Consider the following 24,731-nt stretch of genomic DNA (forward strand, 5'->3'; position numbering starts at 1 on the left):
ACAGGGGGAGAGGGATCATATGTTAGAATTTGATTTTGAAATGGAGAGCTTGGCGCAAATTAAAGTCATCGGTGTGGGCGGCGGCGGCAGCAATGCAGTCAACCGGATGATTGAAAATGGCGTTCAAGGTGTAGAATTTATCACAGTTAATACAGATGCCCAAGCGCTGCATATGGCCAGATCGGAGCATAAGCTACAAATCGGGGACAAGTTGACCCGAGGATTGGGTGCAGGTGCTAATCCTGAAGTCGGAAAGAAAGCGGCTGAGGAATCACGTGACTTAATTTCGAATACCCTTAAAGGCGCTGATATGGTTTTTGTTACCGCAGGAATGGGCGGGGGTACGGGTACAGGTGCTGCACCTGTCATTGCTGAAATAGCAAGAGAATGTGGAGCCTTGACTGTGGGCGTTGTAACTCGTCCTTTTACCTTCGAAGGTAGAAAACGTTCCAATCAAGCAGAGATTGGAATCGAGGCTTTGAAGGAAAAGGTAGATACTTTAATCGTTATTCCGAACGATCGTTTGCTTGAAATCGTCGACAAGAAAACACCGATGCTCGAAGCATTCCGTGAAGCGGATAACGTGCTTCGTCAGGCGGTACAAGGGATATCAGATCTGATCGCTGTACCGGGATTGATCAACCTTGACTTTGCAGATGTGAAGACGATTATGACCGAGCGCGGATCGGCGCTGATGGGTATCGGTGTTGCTGCTGGGGAGAACCGTGCTTCGGAAGCAGCGCGTAAAGCCATTATGAGTCCCCTTCTGGAAACGTCTATTGAGGGTGCTCGCGGCGTGATCATGAATATTACGGGGGGTTCGAATCTCTCGTTGTATGAGGTTAATGAAGCTGCTGAGATCGTTACCTCTGCTTCTGATCCTGATGTAAATATGATTTTCGGTGCCATCATTGATGATAGCATGAAGGATGAAATTAAAGTCACGGTTATAGCGACCGGCTTTGAACATAAACCTTCTCCAATATCCCCACCTCGTCGCCCGGCTGCTAATACAAATGAACCAGCTGCGGATAAGAATGCTAACTTGCGCCCATTCGGCAATCAGACAACCTCTGATCAGTTGGACATACCGACGTTCCTACGTAACCGTACACGCGGCAATAATGATTAATAACACCTAGACTCTTATTTAACGGAAGGGTATCCCAGCAGCCATTTAGATGGCTGCTGGGATACCCTTTTTTTGCGAGCTAAGAATTTATATATTTCACATAATAAATTAGGATCAATATAAAAATCAGAAGCTGACTAAACGTGCAAACGTAAGCGAAGGGTCGGAGGGATTCTGGAGATAAGGAAATCGGGCTTTAACAGCGATCGTAAGAACCCTCCGAACCGTAGCGGCTCCACGCACAAGTGGTCAACCGCTGATTTTGGTTTTGAGCCATAACTTAGCCTTATATTTATATTAAACTCTCCCCCGCTATAACTCGACAAAAAAAACGCAGGAATGCCTCCCAAGTTTAGACAGACTTTGAATGTGAGACTTTCTATACTAATCTTATCGTCCAAAAAAGAGAGCCTGATCCGTTCTTGACTTCGGGATAGATTTCACGGTAATAGGCAGGTGAATGTCCTGGTTGTTTATATTGACTTGATTTTTGCCGCCAATTTGCTGATCGATGGAATCCTTTTATGGCTGACAGGCTGGCTGGTCAAGCTCAAAATGTCCTGGTGGCGACTGGTACTCTCGGCTCTAGTCGGTGCTCTCTACGTAGTAATGATGTTCGTACCGGAGCTGTCCTTCCTCTACACCTTCCTCATCAAGTTCGGTTTGTCGCTCTTTATGCTGTGGATTGCCTTTGGTTTTAGAAGTCTACAAAGCTACCTTCGCTCGCTTGGAGCTTTCTATATTATCAATTTTGCGGCGGCAGGCGGTATATTGGGCATTCACTATTTGCTGCAGAGCTCGGGGGATATTTGGAACGGCATAATGTTCACAGCTTCCGGGGGGCATGCCTACCGATTGCAAATCGGCTTTGGGTTTGTCCTGGTAATTATTCCCCTTGTGTTGGTCTGCTTCAGAGCAGTGCATTCCTCACGGATCAGAAGGGAACAGCTTGAATCCTACATCGGTGAGGTGATCGTAGAAATCGACGGGGTGACCGTTTCCTGTCCGGGACTGCTGGACACAGGCAACCGACTTTGTGATCCTTTGACCCGAATTCCGGTAATGGTCATGGAGGCATCTATCTGGGAGGGATATCTTCCGGCTTCCTGGAAAGGGAGGCTGACTCAGGATGGAGCGGACAGACTTTTGCTGGAAACGGACGGGCAGTCTTTTGCTTGGCAGGACAGGATTCGGCTTGTGCCCTATAGAGGGATTAACCGTGGAGCATCCTTTATGCTCGCGCTGAAGCCTGACCTTGTGGTAATAAAGCTTGGTGAAGATACCTTTTATAATAAAAGGGTGCTTATCGGGCTGGATGGCGGGACACTGTCGGGAGACGGTGCGTACCGGGCGGTCATACATCCTGATCTGGCCCAAAAGAACAGCGTCGAAGCGGTGCCTTCCTAACAGGGCCTGTCGCTGAATGCGGGAATGGAAACTTCACACACGATGAACCGTGCACACTTCTGGAGGAGGAACAATAATGGTCAAATGGAAAATAGCGCTGCAGCTGCAATATTACCGTATGCTATTTTTGCTGGGTCTGAAGAGCCAGGAAATCTACTATATTGGCGGGAGCGAGGCTCTGCCACCTCCGTTGACGCGGGAAGAAGAGGAATACCTGCTCCAACGGTTGTCTAGCGGTGACGCGGCCGTCCGGGCCATGCTGATCGAACGTAACCTGCGGCTGGTAGTATACATTGCCCGTAAATTTGAGAATACCGGCATCAACATTGAAGATCTTGTCTCCATTGGGGCAATTGGCTTGATAAAGGCAGTCAATACGTTTGATCCTGAGAAAAAAATCAAGCTGGCCACTTATGCTTCACGCTGCATCGAGAATGAAATCCTGATGTATCTGCGGCGCAATAGCAAGACGCGGAGCGAGGTTTCTTTTGATGAACCGCTTAATATCGATTGGGATGGCAATGAATTATTGCTCTCAGATGTTCTGGGAACAGAGAATGACACGATTTATCGCAACATTGAGGAGCAGGTGGATCGCAAGCTGCTGCAGAAAGCGCTAGAGAAGCTGAGTGAACGGGAAAGACTCATTATGGAGCTGCGTTTCGGGCTGCGCGGAGGCGAGGAAAAGACACAAAAGGATGTTGCGGATCTGCTCGGTATATCCCAATCCTATATTTCCCGTCTGGAGAAAAGAATTATCAAGCGGCTGCGCAAGGAGTTCAACAAGATGGTGTAAGTCGAAATGTTCAAGGAATAAAATGGCCACCCGGGGAGATAATGTACAGTAATGTTTCTCCTTGGGAGGTAAATCATCATGACCCGAAATAAAGTCGAGATTTGCGGTGTGGACACCGCTAAGTTGCCCGTTCTGACGAATGTGGAAATGAGGGCATTGTTCACTTCGCTGCAGCAGCAGGGCGAGCGATCCGCCAGAGAGAAATTGGTAAACGGTAACTTGAGACTTGTTCTGAGCGTTATCCAGAGATTCAATAATCGGGGAGAGTTCGTTGACGATTTGTTTCAGGTAGGCTGTATTGGGCTGATGAAAGCCATCGATAATTTTGACTTATCGCAAAATGTTAAATTCTCTACCTATGCTGTGCCGATGATTATCGGTGAGATCCGCCGTTATCTACGTGACAACAACCCGATACGTGTATCGCGTTCACTGCGGGATATTGCCTACAAAGCACTGCAGGTACGCGACAGTCTAACTAATCAGAATTCACGAGAGCCCACAATATTTGAAATATCAGAAGCGCTCGGCGTGCCAAAAGAAGATGTCGTATTTGCTCTTGATGCCATTCAGGACCCGGTCTCTTTATTCGAACCGATATACCATGATGGTGGAGATCCAATCTATGTAATGGATCAGATTAGTGATGACAGGAATAAAGATGTTTCTTGGATCGAAGAAATTGCGTTGCGTGAAGCGATGCGCAAGCTGGGTCAACGTGAGAAACGGATTCTGTCCATGCGCTTTTTTGAAGGGAAAACCCAGATGGAGGTAGCGGATGAGATAGGCATTTCACAGGCCCAGGTCTCACGTCTTGAGAAATCGGCTATCCAGCAAATGCAGAAATATGTGAAGTCCTAACCTGAACAAATTAAGAGGATACCTTGGGAGCCTACATAGTGGGGTTTCAGGGTATCCTTTTTTAGGGAAGGGGATTTCAAAAATATAAATATTGTTCTGGTCTGTTGCCAAGCTCATCCCACATATATTGGACTATAGGTCTGATTGTACAGGGGTGGTAAGGTGAACGAGGATTCCTTAGGGGCAGCCAAAAAAATGAAAATTTCTGATTTTCAGACTAAGGATGTTATCAATATTGTGGATGGCAAGCGGCTAGGTCAGATTAGTGATCTGGAGCTTGATCTGCGGCGCGGTGTCATTGATGCGATCGTCATTCCCGGCTATACCCGCTTTATGGGGTTGTTCGGAGGAGGTACGGATCTGATCATCCCATGGCGGAATATTGTCAAGATCGGTTCTGATGTAGTGCTGGTAAAGATTGAAGAGTCCAGAATGCCTCAGGCAGAAGGAGAACGGGAAACGATGTATCTGGAACGGGGAGACCGCAATGAACGGCGCACTTATTAATTAGGTGCGTCTTTCTTTTGTTTATTCTTAAAATATAAGAAGTTATAGATTTCACTCGATAACTTATGCGTATATTTCTCGAAGAGACGGATACCCTCCATAAATGGACGGTGAAGCCGTTTCATCTTGTTTTGTTCTTATGGTACACTTAAGCGGAGGTGAGGATATGGAACCGTTTGTACAGAGTGACGGGATGCCTCTGCTGCTTCGGCTGGAGCCGTGGTGTGCAGAGCACAATGGAATTACTGCGGGTTTGACTAGCAGACAGGGTGGGGCCGGCAAGGCACCGTATGACAGCCTGAATTGTGCATTTCATGTTGGGGATGCACCCGAAGATGTTCTGAGCAACCGGAGAACACTCGCTGAAAGCCTTGGGTTCACTCTCGACGCTTGGACATGCGGGGAACAAACTCATGGAACAGAGATAGCGATAGTAAGGGAAGCGGACCGTGGACGCGGAAGCAAGGACCGAGCCTCAGCTTTTCAGGCAACGGATGGCTTGCTTACTAATGTTCCAGGTGTGCTGCTTACTTCCTTTTATGCGGATTGTGTGCCGCTTTATTTTTATGATCCGCTCCACGGTGTCGTGGGTCTGGCACATGCAGGTTGGAAAGGTACGGTGGCTGAGATCGCTGCTGCTATGGTTAAGGCAATGGAGATAAACTTTGGTAGTCATCCAACTAATATCCTAGCTGCCATTGGACCATCTATTGGCGAATGCTGCTATGAAGTTGATGATTATGTGATGAAGCACGTTCACCGCCTGGAGGACGATTTGGCTAAGCATATAGAAATAGGGAATAGCACGGACTTATACGAAAAATCAGACGCAGATGAAAGTAAAACCATGCTGAACTTGAAAGAAATGAATCAACGCATTATGATAAAAGCAGGAATATTGCCGACTCATATCGAATGTACAACATGGTGTACAAGCTGTAATCCTAATTTGTTTTTTTCCTATCGCAAAGAAAATGGAATTACAGGCAGAATGACAAGCTGGATCGGAATAAAGGAGAGTTGAAAGTTGGCTTTAACACTGCAGGAAAGAATGCTTGAGGTAGAGGAACGTGTAGCACGAGCTTGTGCGGCAAGCGGCCGGAATCGAAGTGACGTTCATGTAATTGCAGTGACGAAATATGTTTCTCTGGAAACAGTATCCGCTGTGCTGGAAGCAGGCCTTATGCAGATTGCCGAAAGTCGCTGGCAGGATGCAGAACGTAAATGGAAAGCCTTGGGAGACAAGGGAACCTGGCATTTTATCGGGCATTTGCAGACGAATAAGGTAAAGGACGTTATCGGCAAATTTCAATATATACATTCTTTGGACCGCTTGTCTCTGGCGCAGGAGCTTCATAAGAAGGCGGAGGCCATCGAGCAAGATGTTCATGTGTTTCTTCAGGTGAATATATCAGGAGAAGATAGTAAATTTGGTTTGTCGCCTGAAGCCGTTCCGGGTTTCCTTCATGATATCGCCAGTCTGAACCGCGTGAAAGTAATCGGACTGATGACAATGGCGCCTTTTGAAGGTGATCCGGAGCTTACCCGTCCGGTATTTCGTGGACTCCGTGCACTGCGGGATGAGCTCAATCATCTTGCGCTGACCCCTGAGCCAATTACAGAGCTGTCGATGGGCATGTCGAATGATTTTGAAGTGGCGATACAGGAAGGGGCCACCTGGGTACGCTTGGGAACGGTGTTAGTAGGCCACGAGGAGGGATAGTGATGGGCGTGATGAACCGATTTATGAGTTTTTTGGGCTTGCAGGAGGAAGAGGAAATTATTGAGCGGGAGCAAATTTCCCGTGATGAGGATGAATACGAGCCGGCCTCTGTAGAAACGCGCAAGAATCAAAGGGCTAACGTCGTCAGCATCCATTCGCAAAAAAATGTGAAGGTTGTTCTTTACGAGCCCCGTTCCTACGATGAGGCTCAAGAAATAGCTGATCATCTCCGCTCACACCGGACAGTAGTCATAAATCTGCAGCGCGTGCGCAATGATCAAGCTATGAGAATTATTGATTTTCTCAGTGGAACGGTTTATGCCCTTGGTGGAGGAATCTCCAAAATTGGGGGCAATATATTTATGTGCACGCCGGATACGGTTGAAATCCAAGGCTCTATTACCGAGATCCTGGGTGACGACCCAGACTATAACAGAATGAGGTGAACGGGTTTTGGACCAAATTAATTCAATTATCACGATACTATTCAACATTTACTTTTACATGATCATCTTCTACGTACTTATGTCCTGGTTGCCCAATGTTCGTGATAACTTTATTGGAGAACTGCTCAGTAAGCTGGTAGAACCTTACTTGACTCCATTTCGGAAGATCATTCCCCCGCTTTTTGGGACACTCGACATCTCTCCGATCGTTGCACTGATCGTATTGGAATTCGCAGCCAATGGACTTAAATCTATATTGACCTATATTTTTTAGGCTGACAGAATGAAGAATGAAATTTACGGGCACTTTCATCCCGATGAACGGCAATTTGTGGACAAGGCTTGGGAATGGGTTACTCATGCAGGAGAGTATCACGAGACCAAGCTGACCGAATTTCTCGACCCCCGTCAAGGTTATATTTTGCAGAGCCTGGTGAACCGACATCCAGATGTTACGGTTAGATGGGAAGGCGGATCTGAGGGAGCCGAGCGTAAACGTGCGCTGGTAGCTCCGGATTACCGTGAGCTGGACAATGAGGATATGGAGCTGCGGGTGTTAGCGATAACCTCAGGTGAACAGAAATTTCTTGCACTTGAGCATAGCGATTATATGGGTTCCATTCTCGGACTAGGAATAAAAAGAGGTAAAATCGGTGATATCCACGTTTTGGAAGACGGTTGCCATGTTGTTGTGGCCGCGGATATTGCTGATTATTTGGCTATGAATTTGACAGGTGTACACCGCATACAGGTTAGTACGGAGATATTGCCTCTTTCCTCCCTGCGCAGCAGCGAGGTGAAGCTGGAAACCATGGAATTGACTGCCGCTTCTTTGCGTTTGGATGGAATAGCCTCAGATGTTACACGGTTAAGCCGAAGTAAAATTCTGGTTCCGATTAAAGCGGGGCGTGTCCGGGTGAACTGGAAGGTGGAGGAAGATCCATCCTTCGGACTTAAAGAAGGCGATATGGTCTCCATACAAGGGTTTGGCCGTTTCAAAGTGCTGGAGATCGGCAGTTTGACGAAAAAGGGCCGCTATCGGCTTATGGTTGGCAAATTTGTCTGAGTTCTTTGCAGGAATCAGGCTTAACTTGTCGAATTTGATTATCTCTGGGGAAGCAAACAATTGTGGAGCCGGACGCCGATACTTGTAGAAGAGGCCAACCATGTACAGCAGCAGCAGCAAAGTATATCGGCTTCAGGGACTTAAAGAGGTCCGAAATTTCTAGGAGGTGCACAGCATGCCATTAACACCGCTCGATATACATAACAAGGAGTTCTCCCGGAGACTTCGTGGTTATGATGAGGACGAAGTCAACGAATTTCTGGACCAAGTGATCAAGGATTATGAAATCGTCATCCGTGAGAACAAGGAAATGCACAATCAGCTTTTGACCATTCAAGAGCGACTCGATCATTTTGTGAATATTGAAGAGAGCTTATCGAAGACTATCATTGTTGCTCAGGAAGCGGCAGATGATGTGAAGAGCAACTCCAAGAAGGAATCACAGCTGATCATTAAAGAAGCAGAGAAGAACGCTGACCGGATTATTAACGAAGCGTTATCCAAATCCCGCAGGGTTGCTATAGAGACTGAAGAATTACGCAAACAAGCTTCCATCTACCGCACTCGCTTCCGTACTTTACTGGAAGCACAATTAGAGCTTTTGTCACAGGATGACTGGAATGCTCTGGAGAGTCGTGAGGTATCGGAGAACTCCCTCTAGATACTATTACGGTACCCAAGTAAGCCAGAGGGGAAACCAGACTGTTCCTATGCCTGAACAACTGCTTGAGCAAGGGTGTTTTTGCTAAGACTCGGCAAGCTTGTCTAATTTAACAGCAATACATGCTGCTAAATCATTGATATCATGCCTGATTCTCTATTTAACAGCATTTCATGCCTTTATTTTCATCTAGATTTAGGAAATGGGCTTCAAAGAGCCAAGTTAGAGGCAGAAATTCATGTTAATGAGTCTCTAAGTGATGTTTCCCTCTTAATTAACAGCATAATTTCATGTTATTTTATGTATTGAGACAACTTTTTCTGATATGAAACTGTAGTCTTATGTTCATCTTGAACAATGGCTTCGAGAGTTGACATTTAAGCCTAAAGAGTCTATAAATAGAACATATCTATACCATATTCATATGTATTCGATGACGGGACAAGTACGACAAGGTAACGTTCTCCAGAGAGTCGGCGATTGCTGAGAGCCGATTGTTCGCACCTACCGGAAGATCTTCCCCTAGAAGCTTAAGCTGAAGCGTTAACACGTGCGTAAGTTTAAGCCGTCCGCCGGACGTTACACCGGACCCGTGCAGATCTTTTGTGCGGAACTGAGATCGTGCTGAATACAATCCCCTTAAGGATGTGCTCATGCACAGAATTAGGGTGGTATCGCGAGCGTCGTCTCGCCCCTTTAGGGGCGGGGGGACGCTCGTTTTGGTTCGTAGGGACATCCCCCTAAATCCCCCTTACAAGGGGGACCCCAAGGGCAGCTGCCCTCTGGACACCCGCAAACTTGGTGGAATGAAGGACTGTGGCGGAAGGGAACTGATACGTGTGGCGGGGGAGCGGCCCTTCTTAGGCTCCCCTGGCGGGTTCGCCTGCGGGGCCTTCACTGTGAAGGGCAGGCGGGCGCTGCGCCAGCCCGCCCCCTGGCCCCCCGAGCTAGCGCTGCCCTGCGGGTTCGCGAGCTCGGGTGCCTGTAGTTCAAGGGCAGGCGGGCGCTGCGCCAGCCCACCCTCTGGCCCCCGAGCCAGCGCTGCCCTGCGGGTTCGCGAGCTCGGGTGCCTGTAGTTCAAGGGCCAGGCGGGCGCTGCGCCAGCCCGCCCCTGGCCCCCCGAGCCAGCGCTGCCCTAACGGGTTCGCGAGCTCGGGTGCCCTGTAGTTCAAGGGCCAGGCGGGCGCTGCGCAAGCCCGCCCTCTGGCCCCCGAGCCAGCGCTGCCCTAACGGGTTCGCGGCTCGGGTGCCTTAAGTAGAGCTTGCCGCTTGCGGCAGGGCGGGCATTACACCAAAAACAACATTAACCCGTCTCTCCCGAGTCCATCGACAACTTTCCGGGTGTCCAGAGGGCGGAGCCCTTGGGGCCCTCCCTTGGCTAAGGGAGGGTTTGGGAGGGATCGAAAAAGGTTTAAAGAGACTAAACCACGAAAGGATTTGAATCAATGCATAAAGTAGATATCAAAGAAAAAGCACGGACTAGAGATGTCCGGATCTTAAAGAAATGGAACGACGAGAATACATTCAAGAGATCCATGGAGAACCGTGAGGGCAAGAAGAACTATGTGTTCTATGAAGGTCCGCCGACCGCTAACGGTGCGCCGCATATCGGGCACGTGCTGGGACGGGTAATCAAGGATTTCATCGGCCGTTATCAGACGATGAAAGGCTACCGCGTGGTACGCAAAGCGGGCTGGGATACACATGGTCTGCCTGTTGAGCTTGGTGTGGAGAAGAAGCTGGGCATTTCTGGCAAGCAGGAGATTGAAGCCTACGGCGTAGAGAAATTCGTGGAACAGTGTAAAGCCAGCGTCTTTGGCTACGAGAAACAGTGGCGTGAATTTACGGAAGCCATTGGCTATTGGACGGATCTTGATAATCCATATGTCACCCTCAATAACACCTATATTGAGAGTGTGTGGAACATTCTGGCAACCGTTCATGAGAAGGGGTTATTGCAACGCGGACACCGTGTCAGCCCGTACTGTCCGAGCTGCCAGACTACGTTAAGCTCGCATGAAGTGGCACAGGGCTACAAGACCGTTAAGGACCTCAGTGCGACTGCGAAGTTCAAGCTGGATGACAGCGGCGATTATGTGCTGGCCTGGACGACAACGCCTTGGACCTTGCCAGCGCATATGGCTTTGGCCATGAATCCGGACATGGATTATGTACGCGCGCAGCAAGAGGACGGCGTGTATGTGCTGGCCAAGAATTTGGTGGATGAGGTGCTGAAGGGTGAGCACACGATCCTTTCGACACATAAAGGCTCCGAATATATCGGCAAAACCTATGCGCCGCCATTTGGATATATTCAGGCAGAGAAAAGTAATGTCATCGTCGGCGCTTCCTTTGTTACGGACTCCAGTGGTACAGGGATTGTGCATATGGCTCCTGCGCATGGTGAAGATGACTATAAGACCTGCCGCGAACACGGCATCAGCTTCGTCAATGTGGTTGATTTATCGGGTAAATATACAGCTGTAGTGACTGATTTTGCCGGACGTTTTGTGAAAGACTGTGATCTGGACATTGTTAAAGCATTGTCTGAAAAGGGCTTGCTTTACAGCAAAGAAAAATACGAGCACAGCTACCCGTTCTGCTGGCGCTGCGATACGCCGCTGTTGTATTACGCAACAGACAGCTGGTTTATCAACACGACGGCCATTAAGGATCAGCTGATCGCTAATAATAACACGGTGAACTGGTACCCTGAGCATGTGCGCGAAGGTCGGTTTGGCAAATTCCTGGATGAGCTTGTGGACTGGAACATCAGCCGTAACCGCTACTGGGGCACACCGCTGAACGTGTGGGTATGTCAGGATACCGGCAAAGAATTTGCTCCACACAGCATCGCTGAGATGAGATCGATGGCGATTGGTGAAGTAGCTGAGGATATCGAGCTGCATAAGCCTTATGTAGATAACATCAAGCTGCGCAGTCCGTTTAGCGAAGGTGGAGTGATGGTGCGGACTTCAGAGGTGATCGACGTCTGGTTCGACAGCGGTTCGATGCCTTTTGCCCAGAGCCACTATCCATTTGAGGATGCGGATAAGCTGAACGATCAATATCCAGCGGATATGATCTGTGAAGGGATTGACCAGACACGCGGCTGGTTCTACAGCTTGCTGGCAGTTTCCACTTTGTTCAAGGGCGTTGCTCCATACAAGGCGGTTATTGCTACCGGCCACATCCTTGATGAGAATGGTCAAAAAATGTCCAAATCCAAGGGCAATGTCATTGATCCGTGGGAAATCATCAATGAGTATGGTACCGATGCTTTCCGCTGGGCGATTCTGTCTGACAGTGCGCCATGGAATAACAAACGTTTCTCCCGCGGACTGGTAGGTGAGACCAAATCCAAGATTGTCGATACGTTGGTAAATACGCATGCGTTCCTGACGTTATATGCAGGCATTGATGGCTACGACCCGGCCGACCATCCGTTTAAATTGTCGGAGAATAAGCTGGATCGCTGGATTCTATCCCGCCTGAACAGCCTGATCCTCGTAGTGGAGAAAGGCTTGGCCATTAACGACTTCGTCAATTCGTCCAAAGCGATTGAGAACTTTATAGATGAGCTAAGCAACTGGTACATCCGTCGTTCCCGCGACCGTTTCTGGGGCAGCGGCTTGGGTGAAGAGAAGCTGGATGCTTACCGTACGCTGACCCATGTGCTACTGACTACGGCAACGCTGATGGCTCCATTTACACCTATGTTGTCTGAGGATATCTTTACGAACCTGGGCGGTGGTGAAAGTGTCCATTTGGTGGATTATCCGGTAGCTGACGAAAGTCTGATCGACAAAGACCTGGAGCAGAATATGGAGACTGCCAGACAAATCGTTGAGCTGGCGCGTAATGTGCGTAACGAGACAGGCATCAAGACGCGCCAACCGCTGTCTGAGCTGATCGTATCGCTGGATCATACGTTCGATGTGGCTGACTATGAAGAGATTGTTAAAGATGAGATTAATATCAAAACAATCGTGCTTGAGACTAGCGACAGCGGATTTGTTGATTTCACGCTGAAGCTGAATCTTAAGGTTGCGGGTAAAAAATACGGCAAAAGCGTTGGCTTCCTGCAAGGCTTCCTAAAAGCACTGGACAGCGAATCCACTCGCAAAACAGTACAGGATGGCCTTATTGCCATCGTCTCTCCAGAGGGCGAAGAGCTGCAGATCACTGCAGAAGAGCTGCTCGTAGAGAAACAAGCGAAACCGGGTTTTGCTTCGGCATCTGGCTACGGTATTACCGTTGCGTTGAATACCGAGATCACACCTGAGCTGGAGCAGGAGGGCTGGGTGCGCGAGATTGTGCGTGCGGTGCAGGATTACCGCAAGCGCCTGGATCTGGCGATTGAGAAACGGATCGCCCTGACCTTACATGTGGACGCTGAGCTTAAAGCAGCGGTTACTGCTTTTGAACATGTATTGCGCGAAAATGTACTCGTGACGACTATTGATTTCGATGGCGAGCATACTTTTGAAACGGTAGATGTCGGCGGTAAATCGATTGGCATATATATTGGCGCTTAAAGCTCCTGCATTACCTGTCCCTAAACAGCATATACTAGCTCCACAAGAAGAAATGGCCTTGTCGTTAGCTTAAGGGCGACACCTGTTTCTCGGAGAAATATAAGTACGTATTGCGTGGGATACACATCTGCTTATATTTCGGCGCAAAAAGACGAGCCCCGTGCGTAAAGAGATAATCTCTTTGGCCGGGCTCGTTTAGTTTGTGGTGGATAAGGGAACAGGAAAGGAGCCAAATCCGTGGAAGGTCGGAAGGCAAGAGAAGGGGAGTTAGTATCGAAAGGGCGAATCACCGTCAAGACCTCGGGAGGAAGCAGCAGCCCAAGTAGCGAATCCGTTCGTAAATCTGTCCATCCAGAGTCCTCTGCCACCATTCAACGTGAAGTGGAGGATATGTCTCCAGAGGAGAAGCTGAACACCATGTACCGAATGACTAACGGACTGGCTCAGCAGATGGAAAAAGCGCGGATTTCTGAATATACGGAGCTTCTGCTGTCCCCTTGGCGTCTGATTGGCTTAAATCTACTGTCAGGAACCGTACGTGGGCTGGGGATTGCGCTGGGTTTTACTTTTTTTGCGGCAACAATTGTGTATGTGCTTCAAGTGCTTGGTGCGCTTAATCTGCCGATTATCGGAGATTATATTGCTGACATCGTGCGCATCGTTCAGCATCAGCTGGAACTGAAGACGTTCTAATAGAGGAGTATATGAATGAGAATCAATACTCAGGAATTCTATATAAATGGTATAAGCTATACCATTAGGTCTGCACTTGCCAAAGATGCCCAAGTATTATCGGAAATTAGGTTGTTGATGGATGGGGAGACTGAGAATTTAGACAGAGAAAAAGGAGAAGGTTACATAGATATATCTGGTTTCGAACAGCTTATTAAAGCAGATACAGAAAATAACAGAAACCTATTTTTAGTGGCGGAACTAAATGATGAAATCGTCGGATTTTCAAGATGTGCCGGAAATTTGTTGAAGCGATCCTCTCATAAAGTAGAATTTGGAGTCTGCGTATTAAAAGAGTATTGGGGAAACGGTATCGGCAAAAATCTGTTGAAAGAATCAATCGCCTGGGCTGACGGTAGTGGAGTCACAAAAATAACTTTAAACGTGCTGGAAACAAATGATAAAGCCATCGAGCTTTATAAGAAGTCGGGCTTTGAAATCGAAGGCGTACTTCGGAAAGATAAACTACTTGCAGACGGCAAATACTACAACACTATTATTATGGGAAGATTTAAGGAATGAAGACTAAATAAAGGGCTCAAAACCAAAAATAGCGGTTGACGAATTTGTGTGAACGAATTAGGAGTCAAACCTACAAAGCCAGAATAGTTGAAGTTCAACCTTGGTGGACTGCAGTGCCGCTATTTCACTTTTGAAGGGGATTTGGGAACAAGAAGCGGACTCAGTGACCTTCTGTCAATAGAGTGGACACGGTAAAAGGGTCAGTTGGCAAACTTTAGGTTCTTGTAATACAGCGATTCAAAACGATCCGGTGAGAGGTAGTCCAATTTACTGTGTATTCTTTTCCGGTTGTAGAAAAACTCGATATACCTAAACAAGTGATTCTTTGCTTCTTCTTTCGTTAAGAACCTTCTGCGGTAAACGAGTTCTCGTTTGAGGATGCTGTGGAACGATTCGATGCAGGCATTGTCATAGCAATTCCCTCGGCGACTCATGCTTCGGATCATATGGTATTCTTTTAGTTTTTTTCGGTAATCTGTGGAGGCATATTGACTGCCTCGGTCCGAATGGTGAATGAGCCCTTTTTCGGGTTGCTGCGACTTGTAGGCCTTTTCCAGAGCTGCTGAAACGAGGTCTACCTTCATACGGTTTCCAAGCTCCCAACCGACAATCTTACGTGTGTACAAATCCAAAACGCTCGCTAAATACAACACACCTTGGCGTGTGTGAATGTAGGTAATGTCCGTTACCCATACTTGATTCGGCATCGTACACACGTCGAAATGCTGGTTTAGCCAGTTGGGGGCAATAGGAAAGTCGTGGTTAGAATCGGTCGTCTGGACTTTGAATTTGCCGGTTGCTTGGGAGCGAAGCTTGTTCTCACGCATGATTCGGCCTACCGTTTTCTCACCGACGACGAATCCTTCTTCCTGCAATTTCTTTGTGATTTTGGGGCTGCCGTAAATTTCATCATTGTCGTAAAAGTGATATTCAATGCGCTTTAAGAGCCGTTCACGATGCATTTTTCGGTCACTGGGAGGGGAGAGTCGCCACTTGTAATAGCCACTTCTAGATACTTCTAATAGGCTGCACATCTTCTCAATCCGGAATTCGGAGCGATGCTCCTCAATAAATCGGAACTTTAACTCCGGTCTTTGCTGAAGATGTGCATCGCTTTTTTTAAAATAGCGACCTCCTCTTCCAGATCCTTATTCTTTTGTTCCAAATCGTGGATCTGCTGTTCCTGGATACGTAGCTTTCCACTGCCTACAAACGGTTCGTTGGGGAACTGCCGGTACTTCACCATCCAATTTTTCAAAGTTCCTTTAGGAATGTTCAATTCTTCCGCAATGTCGGTAATGGACTTCTGCTGTTCTTGGACATATTTTACTGTTTGTTCTATAAATTCTTTGTTATAACGTTGACGTTCGGTCACGGCAATCACCTCTTCTGGAGTATTATTCTATTATCCATGGGTTCTACTTTCCGTGTCCACTTCTTAGTCTAGGTCATGGTGTCCGCTAAATTTCCCAATCTCCTGATTTCGAACAAATAAGGGCCTCTCAGTCCGATTCACCAGGTCAACCCCTGATTTTGTGATAGAGCAAAAGAAAAGAGCAGCCTGTGGCTACTCCCGGTCTTTTTTGCCAAGCGGATCGAGCAGATAGTCTCCTTCGCCGCTCTCCATATAATGTCGGTAGCTACGGCCCTTCACTACGGTCACATGGTTTCCTTCAATATCGGTAGCGATAAAGTTCTCCCACGGCTCAACGAAACCTTCGGTTTCATCTGCTTCAATTTCCATATCGTTATAAGAATCAATATTGCTGCCCTCGGCCATGGCCGGGGAGTCTGAATTGCCCCAGCTTTCAACAATCTGCCAGGCGTCTTCGCCGTCAAAGCCATTCTGGCCATCGCGCTCGTCGAGACTGGTCCGACCAAAGGGAGGAGATAGAAATTCCTCTTCCACAGGCCGTGTGAACGGTGCATTTTGACCGGGGTTGTGCTCTCTGCAGTAGCGGGTAGAGGGAATGGCGGATAAGCGTTCAATTGGGATCGGGTTGCCGCACGTAAGGCATAGACCGTAGGTGCCTTCATCCATGGCGCTCAGGGCAGCGTCGATATTATCCAGCTCATGCTCATCCCGTTCCAGCAGGGAGATATCCATGGAGCGGTTATAAAGCTCAGTGGCAGCATCGGCGGGATGGTTATCGATTTCAGACAGCTCACCAGTACTATCGCGCATGGATTCCTGCAAACCATAATGCTCATTATTCTTAAGCCTATGCTGAATATCTGCCTGCTGCTGGGTAAGAAGAGTACGCAACTGTGAGAGCTGTTGTACGGTTAGGTGCGTCATTATATTTGCTCCTTTCTAATTGCCGGAAGGTTCTTTGTTAGGTTGACCGGACAGAGCGTTTTTTAGCGCTGGAAAATAGTACCCTCTAATTGCCCGTTATAGAAGCGTCCCCAATAGACGGGTTCTTGAGGCCTGTGCTACAATATACAAGTCTTTATTGAGTATTCGTACCGCCAAGGCGGGAAAAATAAGAACGGAGTGACAACTTCTGTGGTGTACTATCTGATTGCTCTTATTGTATTTTTGCTGGACCAGGGAACGAAATATTTAATTGCTACTCGCCTGGAACTGGCTGAACAGATCCCTGTGATCGGGAACTTCTTCCTGATTACCTCCCACCGCAACAGCGGAGCGGCATTTGGCATTCTTGAAGGTCAGCAATGGTTCTTTTTTCTGGTTACGATTGCAGTCGTTGCGGGTATTGTCTGGTACTTGAATAAGGCTAGAGCTACACGGAAACTACTGCCTTTGGCGCTTGGACTTGTGCTTGGCGGAGCTGTAGGCAACTTTTTGGACCGGATGCTAAATGGCGAGGTCGTTGATTTCCTGATGTTTAATTTCGGCAGCTACACCTTCCCGATTTTTAATGTGGCGGATTCCTGTATCGTGATCGGGGTAGCGCTTATCATTCTGGATTCGCTGCGTGATCTTAAGGGCGGAGACGAAATAACTGAAGTAAAGGAAGTAAAAGAAGGGAATGAATGAATTGAATAAAGACGTCAATCAGCAGATCGAATCTGCATTCGAAGAAGAGAGGGACGTCACCGAGTGGACCGTTACCGGAACGAACGACCGGGAGCGAATTGATAAATATATTACGGAGTCCTGGGAAGAGGATATTTCACGCTCCCAAGTGCAGCTATGGATCAGTGCTGGATACGTTACAGTCAACGGAGCAACAGTGAAAGCCAACTATAAGCTGTTTGAGGGTGATCTAGTAGCGATTATGGTTCCTGAGGCGGAAGTAACGGATCTGATACCGGAAAATATTCCGCTGGACGTTGTATATGAAGATAGCGATGTCATTGTTGTGAATAAGCCGCGCGGCATGGTTGTGCATCCGGCAGTAGGCCATCCGTCCGGCACCTTGGTGAATGCACTGATGTATCATTGCAAGGATCTGTCCGGCATCAACGGCGAGATTCGCCCGGGAATTGTGCACCGCATTGACAAGGATACGTCTGGACTCATCATGGCAGCTAAGAATGATGCCAGTCACGTATCACTGTCTGGGCAACTTAAGGAGCATACCGTAACGCGGCGTTATATAGCAGTGGTTCAGGGCAATCTGTCCCACGATCAAGGCACGGTGGATGCTCCAATCGGCAGAGATGCTCATGACCGCAAGCTGTACACTGTAACGCAAAAGAACAGCAAGAAGTCCGTAACGCACTTTACAGTGTTGGAGCGTTTCGGCGATTGTACGCTTGTGGAGCTGCAATTGGAGACTGGACGAACGCATCAGATTCGTGTTCATATGAAATTTATTGGACATCCGCTGCTGGGTGATCCTATATATGGACGCAGCAAAAATTCCTCAATAGTGGGACAGGCTCTGCACGCGGCAGTGCTTGGTTTTGTACATCCTGCTACCGGTGAATATTTGGAATTTAGTGCGCCTATTCCAGCTGATATGGAAGAAGTATTATTCAATCTACGCAGCAGATAAGTACAAATGAATAGATGATAAATCCATGGTTTTGAAGACAGGTTTACGTCATATTTAGAACTATAGATAGAATTAATTTTACGAAAACAAGCCAGGAGATGAGACGAACTTTATGAGTATTGAACAATATCAGGAGAGCTATATTCAGACCAATTTTGCGGAGCGCATCGGCGGATCTAATTACGGCAAGGACACGGCGATTTATAAATTCGAGAAAATCAAACGCGCTAAAGCATCCGCTAAAAAGGATTTTCCCGATATCGAGCTGATCGACATGGGCGTAGGTGAGCCTGATGAGATGGCTGACGCAGGCATCGTTGCTAAGCTTGCCGAAGAAGCAGCCAAAGAAGAGAATCGTGGTTATTCCGATAATGGTATTCCTGAATTCAAGACAGCAGCGGCTGAATATCTGCGCGAAGTATTCCTAGTTGAAGGTATAGACCCTGTCACTGAAATTGTACACTCCATCGGCTCGAAGCCGGCACTGGCGATGTTGCCTTCCTGCTTTATTAACCCAGGAGATATCACTATCATGACTGTTCCGGGTTATCCTGTGCTGGGTACACACACCAAGTATCTGGGTGGACAAGTATTTACGGTAGAGCTGAAGAAAGAGAATAATTTCCTGCCTGACCTGAACTCTATTCCCGCAGATATTGCCGGCAAAGCAAAGTTGCTGTATCTGAACTATCCGAACAACCCAACGGGCGCAAGTGCGACTCCTGAATTTTTCACTGAGGTTGTTGCTTGGGCCAAAAAATATGATGTTGTTGTTGTCCACGATGCTCCATATGCGGCCCTGACGTATGATGGCAAGAAGCCACTTAGCTTTCTGTCCGTTCCCGGTGCCAAGGATGTTGGCGTAGAGCTGCATTCCCTCTCTAAATCCTACAATATGACAGGCTGGAGAATCGGTTTCGTGGCTGGTAATCCGCTCGTTGTTAAAGCATTCAGCGATGTGAAGGATAATAACGATTCCGGTCAGTTTATCGCTATACAGAAAGCAGCGGCCTACGGCCTCGCTCATCCTGAAATTACGGAAGCGATTGCCACTAAGTATTCCCGTCGCCACAATCTGCTGGTCGATGCGCTGAATAGCCTGGGCTTCAAAGCTGAGAAACCAAAGGGCTCCTTCTTCCTATATGTAGCTGCACCTAAAGGGATCAAGGGCGGACGCCGCTTTGAATCCGGTGAGGATTTCTCACAGTTCCTGATCCGTGAGAAGCTGATTTCTACTGTGCCTTGGGATGATGCCGGAGCATTCGTGCGCTTCTCCGTTACCTTCATCGCAAAAGGTGAAGAAGAAGAGAAACGTGTGATTTCGGAGATTCAGAGACGGCTTAGTGATGTTGAATTTGAATTTTAAGCTTATATTTTGCTAAAAGCCTACCGTTGCCGGTAGGCTTTTTTGTGGAATGAATTAATGTAGCGAAACAGGGATTGACCGTTATCTTGGACACTAATATTTTGATCCAGCGGCAGCAGCATTGCCTGATATGGTTCGGGGACCCAAATATACTGATGGACATAAGCGGTCAGGATAAATCCGCAGCGCTCCCAGAAATGAATGCGTTCAACATGTGCCTCTGTTTCCCCTGCTTCCACCTCAATGATGATCCCGCGAACATGGTGTTCTTTCTGTGCCCAATCGCAGACCATACCGAGGAATTGTGTCCCGTAGCCTTGTCCCCGCGTTTCCTTGCGCACTGCCAAATAGTCAATAATAAGCCGCTTATCGGCAGCAGCCCCTTCGATTCCACTAACTGCCATGGCGACGACCTCGTTATCGTACAATCCGGCATGAATACAAGCAATCCCTCTTTCCAACATGCCGCGCAGAATGCCTTTAGGTTTGGCACCGCTAGGGAAAGCTTCCCGATATACCGGCTCAATTCTGTTCCACAGTGATTCGTCCCAATGGGCTATAGTCATGAATTCCAGCTCCATCTTAATTCACCTCCAGCTTTATAATAACAGAATGGGGCAATGCAAGTTGACACGAGCTATTCCTTCTGTCATAATTTATTCAAATGAATATGCACCTTTAATTCAGTCCCGTGAGGCTGGCAAGGTAACGTGAATCGAGGTTCGCGCTTTATAGGAAGATATCCGTATGTATACGGATGCTCTTTTTATGCGCGCGGCCAATCATCCTTCTTCATCTACGGATTTCACTCCTTGCCTACCTTGGGCAAGGAGTTTTTTGTTTCTAGGGAACTTGGAGGGGCGTACAAGCTGGAGGATGGCGGATTATGGTTACTGAGAAAAATGTCATTATGGATGAAACGGCGATTCGCCGGGCGCTGTCGCGCATTGCCCACGAGATTTTGGAGAAGAACAAGGGGATTGAGAACTGCCTGCTTATTGGTATTCGGACACGCGGGGTGTACCTGGCTCAGCGGATTGCCGAACGGATCAAGGAGATTGAAGGAATTGATATTCCTTATGGCGAGCTGGATATTACACATTATCGGGATGATCGTGAAGAAGATGGCATTAGTCGGGAAGCAAAGGATCAGGCTCTGAATAAGAGTACCTTGACCATTACCTCCGGCAGTATAGGCAGTACTAGCATCCACGACAAAAAAGTAATATTGTTCGACGATGTGCTGTACACCGGACGTACGATTCGCGCAGCCATGGATGCACTGATGGATTGCGGGCGTCCGCGGATGATTCAGCTGGCAGTGCTGGCGGATCGCGGACACCGGGAGCTGCCCATTCGTCCAGACTACATCGGCAAGAATGTACCTACCTCAAGACATGAGCAAATTGAAGTGGCGCTGACAGAATATGACGGCAAGGATGAAGTCTACATTATCTCAAACCGGGAGGAACGATAACAATGATGACAGCAACCAAGGTGAAGGAACGCAGTCTGTTGGGACTTAAGGAGCTGGACCACTCGGAAATCAGCCAACTGCTGAACAGAACCGCCTACTGGGACAATCAAAGTGAGAAGTTAACGCCTGTGCTGGGAGCACATTTCATCTCTAATATGTTCTTTGAGAACAGCACGCGGACCCGGTTTTCCTTCGAAATGGCGGAGAAACGTCTTGGTGCTCAAGTGCTGAATTTTACAGCAGCGGCTTCCAGTGTAGAAAAAGGCGAGTCGATCTACGACACAGTGCGCACGCTGGAGTCCATGGGGATCGATGCTGGAGTTGTGCGTTTGAAGCCTGCAGGAGTGCTGCAGCAGCTGGCTGAGAAAGTCTCTATACCGCTCATCAACGCAGGGGACGGCAATAATGAACATCCTACCCAGGCGCTGTTGGATCTCTATACAATGTCCAAAACCTTTGGAGAACTGAAAGGCTTGAAAGTCTCAATTATCGGAGATATTATGCATAGCCGTGTAGCGCGCTCCAACCTTTGGGGGCTGACGAAGATGGGGGCTGAGGTACAGTTCTGTGCACCAGAGAATATGAAAGCTCCTGAACTTATGGCTTACGCTCCATATGTATCTATGGAAGAAGCACTTAAGGCCGACGTGGTGATGATGCTGCGTGTGCAGCTTGAACGTCATGCTACTGGCATGCTGCAATCAGCAGAGGAATACCGAAGACAGTACGGGTTAACGGAAGAACGTGCAGCTACACTCGGTAAAAGTACAATCATTATGCATCCTGCTCCGGTGAACCGGAATGTTGAAATAGACGACGCAGTGGTTGAGAGCAGCCAATCCCGGATCTTTCCGCAGATGGCGAACGGAGTGCCTGTACGGATGGCTGTTCTCGAAAGAGCCTTATTATAAAATAGCTAACATAAACTTATTGATAATTATACACAAAGATGAATTTTTATTATATAATAAGGGAGAGTTATTGATTATGACAGTGATCATTAAGAATGCCAGCGTACTGAATAAGGAAGGCGTACTAGAGCGCAAACATATCGTACTTCAGGATGGGTTTATCTCTGCTGTAACTGATGAGTATGAAGCAGAGGGTGAAACTGCAGAAATCATAGATGCTGAAGGCAAGCTGCTGATTCCAGGATTAATTGATATGCATGTGCATCTGCGCGAGCCAGGCTTCGAGCATAAGGAAACCATAGAAACTGGTGGTCGCTCGGCAGCTAAAGGCGGATTCACAACCATCGCTTGCATGCCTAACACCCGCCCAGTGACCGACAGCCCGGAAGTCGTGTTATTGGTGAAAGAAAAGGCGCGTGAAGCAGGTCTAGTTAAAGTGTTGCCTTATGCAGCCATTACGAAGAATGAGCTGGGTCGAGAGTTGACTGATTTTGCCGCGTTGAAGGAAGCCGGAGCCATTGGCTTTACGGATGACGGCGTGGGCGTGCAGAACGCGCAGATGATGAAGGATGCCATGAAGATCGCAGCCTCGCTGGATATGCCGGTTATAGCTCACTGCGAGGACAATTCGCTGGTAGTTGGTGGCTGTGTAGCTGAGGGGACATTTGCTACTGCAAATGGGCTGATTGGAATTCCGAATGAGTCGGAAGCCATCCACGTGGGTCGGGATATTTTACTCGCTGAAGCAACTGGGGTTCACTACCATGTATGCCACGTCAGCACAGAGCAATCGGTACGGCTGATTCGCCAAGCTAAGGAAATCGGCATTAAAGTGACTGCTGAGGTATGTCCCCACCATCTGCTGCTGGCCGAAGAGGATATCCCCGGTATGGACGCCAATTGGAAAATGAACCCGCCGCTGCGTTCCCGCCGCGATGTAGAAGCTTGTATCGAAGGGCTGCTGGATGGCACACTTGATATTATTGTTACGGATCATGCACCGCATAGCGAAGAAGAGAAGGCCAAGGGGATGGAGCTTGCTCCTTTTGGAATCGTTGGCTTTGAGACAGCTTTCCCGCTGCTATACACAGCGTTCGTGGCTACTGGCAAATGGGACCTTTCCTTGCTGGTAAACCGAATGACTGCAGCTCCGGCTCGGGTATTCCGGCTGAATAGCGGGGTGCTGGACATTGGAGCTCCAGCAGATCTAACGCTGATTGATCTGGAGCAGGAACGGGAAGTAGACCCAAGTACATTTGCCAGCAAAGGACGCAATACTCCCTTTGCCGGATGGAAGCTTAAGGGCTGGCCTGTAATGACTTGGGTAGACGGCAAGGCCGTATGGACTGAGAGAATCTAATGAATTCCAGGTGGAACATCTTGGAAGCCATGTTAGGCATAAGCTTTAGACTACAGAAACAAGAAGGAGTGGAATAGAATGCAGGCGAGATTGCTGCTACAGGACGGTACGCTTTTTACAGGGACCGCATTTGGCGCTGAGGGTGAGAAGACGGGCGAGGTTGTATTTAATACAGGGATTACGGGATATCAGGAGGTGCTGTCGGACCCATCCTATTGCGGGCAAATCGTAACTATGACGTATCCGCTGATCGGGAATTACGGCATTACTCGGGACGATTTCGAGTCCGTACGCCCTTTCGTGCACGGCTTTGTCGTGCGCCGTCATGAGACGGTACCGAGTAATTGGCGTTCCGAATACAGCGTTGACGACCTGCTGAAGGAATATGATATTCCCGGAATCAGTGAGATTGATACGCGGATGCTGACCCGCATCATTCGTCATTACGGCACCATGAAGGCTATCCTTACAACTTCCAACAAACGTGTCGAGGAATTGATGGAAATGATGGGCGACACCACGATTGAGGAGTTGCGCAATCAGGTAGCCCGCACCTCTACCGCTACAAGCTACAGCAGTCCGGGGAGTAAAGAACGGATCGTGCTTATCGATTATGGTGCAAAGACCGGCATCCTGCGCGAGCTGAATAGCCGCGGCTGTGATGTTGTTGTTGTGCCGCATGACGTATCAGCGGATGAAGTCCGCCATTTGAACCCGGATGGGATTCTGCTGTCGAATGGTCCTGGGGACCCTAAAGATGTAACTTATGCGGTCAAGACTATTTCCGAGCTGCTCGGTGAGTACCCAATCTTCGGAATTTGTCTGGGTCATCAGCTGTTTGCCCTGGCTTGCGGCGCAGATACAGAGAAGCTTAAATTCGGACATCGCGGTGGAAACCATCCGGTTAAGGAATTGGCAAGTGGCCGCTGCTTCATCACCTCCCAGAACCATGGCTATACAGTGAATGAGGCATCTGTGGAAAGTACAGATCTGGAAATCACGCACATCAATAACAATGATAAGACTGTCGAAGGACTTAAACATACCCGCTACCCCGCATTTTCGGTGCAATATCATCCGGAAGCGGCACCGGGACCGCATGACAGCGGCTATCTGTTCGATCGCTTTCTGCAGATGATTGCCGACCATAAGGCCAATACACCTGTAATCTCGCGCCAGGCGCAGCTTGCAGCGAATGCCAGAATCACGGCCCCGAAACCTACTGCACAGCTTGAAGCCGTGAAAGGAGCTCTATAAC

At 48.3% G+C, this 24,731-nt stretch carries 23 protein-coding genes and 1 pseudogene; 21 read left to right on the forward strand and 3 right to left on the reverse strand.

The features are described from left to right. Positions 1-19 precede the first annotated feature (19 nt). From ftsZ to H1230_RS09075, 14 genes are all read left to right on the forward strand, one after another. Complete coding sequence (gene ftsZ / locus H1230_RS09010) at positions 20-1,132, forward strand: cell division protein FtsZ (RefSeq protein WP_239715154.1); 1,113 nt, start codon at positions 20-22, stop codon at positions 1,130-1,132. Positions 1,133-1,588: 456 nt separating this feature from the next. Then, the gene (spoIIGA, locus tag H1230_RS09015; protein WP_239715155.1) at positions 1,589-2,539 is read left to right on the forward strand and encodes a sigma-E processing peptidase SpoIIGA; all 951 of its coding nucleotides are present in this window, start codon (positions 1,589-1,591) and stop codon (positions 2,537-2,539) included. A 73-nt stretch (positions 2,540-2,612) separates the two neighbouring features. After that, on the forward strand, positions 2,613-3,335 hold the full coding sequence (gene sigE, locus H1230_RS09020; protein ID WP_028530613.1) for an RNA polymerase sporulation sigma factor SigE: 723 nt from the start codon (positions 2,613-2,615) through the stop codon (positions 3,333-3,335). A gap of 78 nt (positions 3,336-3,413) precedes the next feature. After that, positions 3,414-4,196, forward strand: coding sequence for an RNA polymerase sporulation sigma factor SigG (gene sigG, locus H1230_RS09025; RefSeq protein ID WP_154121164.1), 783 nt, complete (start codon positions 3,414-3,416; stop codon positions 4,194-4,196). A gap of 195 nt (positions 4,197-4,391) precedes the next feature. Then, entirely contained in the window at positions 4,392-4,703 is a 312-nt protein-coding gene (locus tag H1230_RS09030) for a YlmC/YmxH family sporulation protein (RefSeq protein ID WP_154121341.1), read from the forward strand. A 166-nt stretch (positions 4,704-4,869) separates the two neighbouring features. Next, positions 4,870-5,727, forward strand: coding sequence for a peptidoglycan editing factor PgeF (gene pgeF / locus H1230_RS09035; protein ID WP_239715156.1), 858 nt, complete (start codon positions 4,870-4,872; stop codon positions 5,725-5,727). 27 nt (positions 5,728-5,754) lie between these two features. Beyond that, positions 5,755-6,426 (forward strand): YggS family pyridoxal phosphate-dependent enzyme, encoded by a 672-nt coding sequence (locus H1230_RS09040; protein ID WP_239717215.1) that lies wholly within the window; start codon positions 5,755-5,757, stop codon positions 6,424-6,426. Between the two features lie 2 nt (positions 6,427-6,428). Then, on the forward strand, positions 6,429-6,872 hold the full coding sequence (locus H1230_RS09045; protein ID WP_239715157.1) for a cell division protein SepF: 444 nt from the start codon (positions 6,429-6,431) through the stop codon (positions 6,870-6,872). Positions 6,873-6,879: 7 nt separating this feature from the next. Further along, complete coding sequence (locus H1230_RS09050) at positions 6,880-7,146, forward strand: YggT family protein (RefSeq protein WP_239715158.1); 267 nt, start codon at positions 6,880-6,882, stop codon at positions 7,144-7,146. Between the two features lie 9 nt (positions 7,147-7,155). Beyond that, the gene (locus H1230_RS09055; RefSeq protein ID WP_239715159.1) at positions 7,156-7,938 is read left to right on the forward strand and encodes a YlmH family RNA-binding protein; all 783 of its coding nucleotides are present in this window, start codon (positions 7,156-7,158) and stop codon (positions 7,936-7,938) included. A 175-nt stretch (positions 7,939-8,113) separates the two neighbouring features. Next, positions 8,114-8,599 (forward strand): DivIVA domain-containing protein, encoded by a 486-nt coding sequence (locus H1230_RS09060; protein WP_239715160.1) that lies wholly within the window; start codon positions 8,114-8,116, stop codon positions 8,597-8,599. A gap of 1,445 nt (positions 8,600-10,044) precedes the next feature. Next, positions 10,045-13,137 carry an isoleucine--tRNA ligase gene (ileS, locus tag H1230_RS09065; protein WP_239715161.1) on the forward strand — a complete coding sequence of 1,031 codons (3,093 nt, stop codon included), beginning with the start codon at positions 10,045-10,047 and terminating at the stop codon, positions 13,135-13,137. 390 nt (positions 13,138-13,527) lie between these two features. Then, a complete protein-coding gene (locus tag H1230_RS09070; RefSeq protein WP_239717217.1) occupies positions 13,528-13,830 on the forward strand; it encodes a DUF5665 domain-containing protein in 303 nt (100 codons plus the stop codon). 15 nt (positions 13,831-13,845) lie between these two features. Next, the gene (locus tag H1230_RS09075) at positions 13,846-14,391 is read left to right on the forward strand and encodes a GNAT family N-acetyltransferase (protein ID WP_239715162.1); all 546 of its coding nucleotides are present in this window, start codon (positions 13,846-13,848) and stop codon (positions 14,389-14,391) included. Positions 14,392-14,591: 200 nt separating this feature from the next. Here the strand turns inward: H1230_RS09075 and H1230_RS09080 are convergent. After that, positions 14,592-15,766: pseudogene (locus H1230_RS09080) on the reverse strand (IS3 family transposase). 192 nt (positions 15,767-15,958) lie between these two features. Continuing rightward, positions 15,959-16,690, reverse strand: a complete 732-nt coding sequence (locus H1230_RS09090; RefSeq protein ID WP_239715163.1) for a TraR/DksA C4-type zinc finger protein — start codon at positions 16,688-16,690, stop codon at positions 15,959-15,961. A 210-nt stretch (positions 16,691-16,900) separates the two neighbouring features. On the opposite strand from H1230_RS09090, the gene lspA reads away from it, so the two are divergent. The 3 genes from lspA (at position 16,901) to H1230_RS09105 (ending at position 19,725) form a co-directional block, all read left to right on the forward strand. Continuing rightward, positions 16,901-17,395 (forward strand): signal peptidase II, encoded by a 495-nt coding sequence (gene lspA, locus H1230_RS09095; RefSeq protein ID WP_239717220.1) that lies wholly within the window; start codon positions 16,901-16,903, stop codon positions 17,393-17,395. After that, the gene (locus tag H1230_RS09100) at positions 17,388-18,359 is read left to right on the forward strand and encodes an RluA family pseudouridine synthase (protein ID WP_239715164.1); all 972 of its coding nucleotides are present in this window, start codon (positions 17,388-17,390) and stop codon (positions 18,357-18,359) included. Before lspA ends, H1230_RS09100 begins: the two co-directional genes overlap by 8 nt. 112 nt (positions 18,360-18,471) lie before the next feature. Then, positions 18,472-19,725 (forward strand): LL-diaminopimelate aminotransferase, encoded by a 1,254-nt coding sequence (locus tag H1230_RS09105; RefSeq protein WP_239715165.1) that lies wholly within the window; start codon positions 18,472-18,474, stop codon positions 19,723-19,725. 20 nt (positions 19,726-19,745) lie between these two features. Here H1230_RS09105 and H1230_RS09110 read toward each other — a convergent pair whose 3' ends face one another. After that, entirely contained in the window at positions 19,746-20,306 is a 561-nt protein-coding gene (locus H1230_RS09110) for a GNAT family N-acetyltransferase (RefSeq protein WP_239715166.1), read from the reverse strand. Positions 20,307-20,611: 305 nt separating this feature from the next. Between H1230_RS09110 and pyrR the strand changes: the two genes are divergently transcribed. The 4 genes from pyrR to carA all read left to right on the forward strand — a co-directional run bounded on the left by pyrR (position 20,612) and on the right by carA (position 24,730). Further along, positions 20,612-21,202, forward strand: coding sequence for a bifunctional pyr operon transcriptional regulator/uracil phosphoribosyltransferase PyrR (gene pyrR / locus H1230_RS09115; RefSeq protein WP_239715167.1), 591 nt, complete (start codon positions 20,612-20,614; stop codon positions 21,200-21,202). Between the two features lie 2 nt (positions 21,203-21,204). Continuing rightward, the gene (locus tag H1230_RS09120) at positions 21,205-22,113 is read left to right on the forward strand and encodes an aspartate carbamoyltransferase catalytic subunit (RefSeq protein ID WP_239715168.1); all 909 of its coding nucleotides are present in this window, start codon (positions 21,205-21,207) and stop codon (positions 22,111-22,113) included. A gap of 76 nt (positions 22,114-22,189) precedes the next feature. Beyond that, positions 22,190-23,473, forward strand: coding sequence for a dihydroorotase (locus tag H1230_RS09125; protein WP_239715169.1), 1,284 nt, complete (start codon positions 22,190-22,192; stop codon positions 23,471-23,473). A 78-nt stretch (positions 23,474-23,551) separates the two neighbouring features. Then, positions 23,552-24,730 carry a glutamine-hydrolyzing carbamoyl-phosphate synthase small subunit gene (gene carA / locus H1230_RS09130; protein WP_239715170.1) on the forward strand — a complete coding sequence of 393 codons (1,179 nt, stop codon included), beginning with the start codon at positions 23,552-23,554 and terminating at the stop codon, positions 24,728-24,730. Position 24,731 lies beyond the last annotated feature (1 nt).

This window comes from Paenibacillus sp. 19GGS1-52, assembly GCF_022369515.1.
Lineage (GTDB): Bacteria > Bacillota > Bacilli > Paenibacillales > Paenibacillaceae > Paenibacillus_AQ.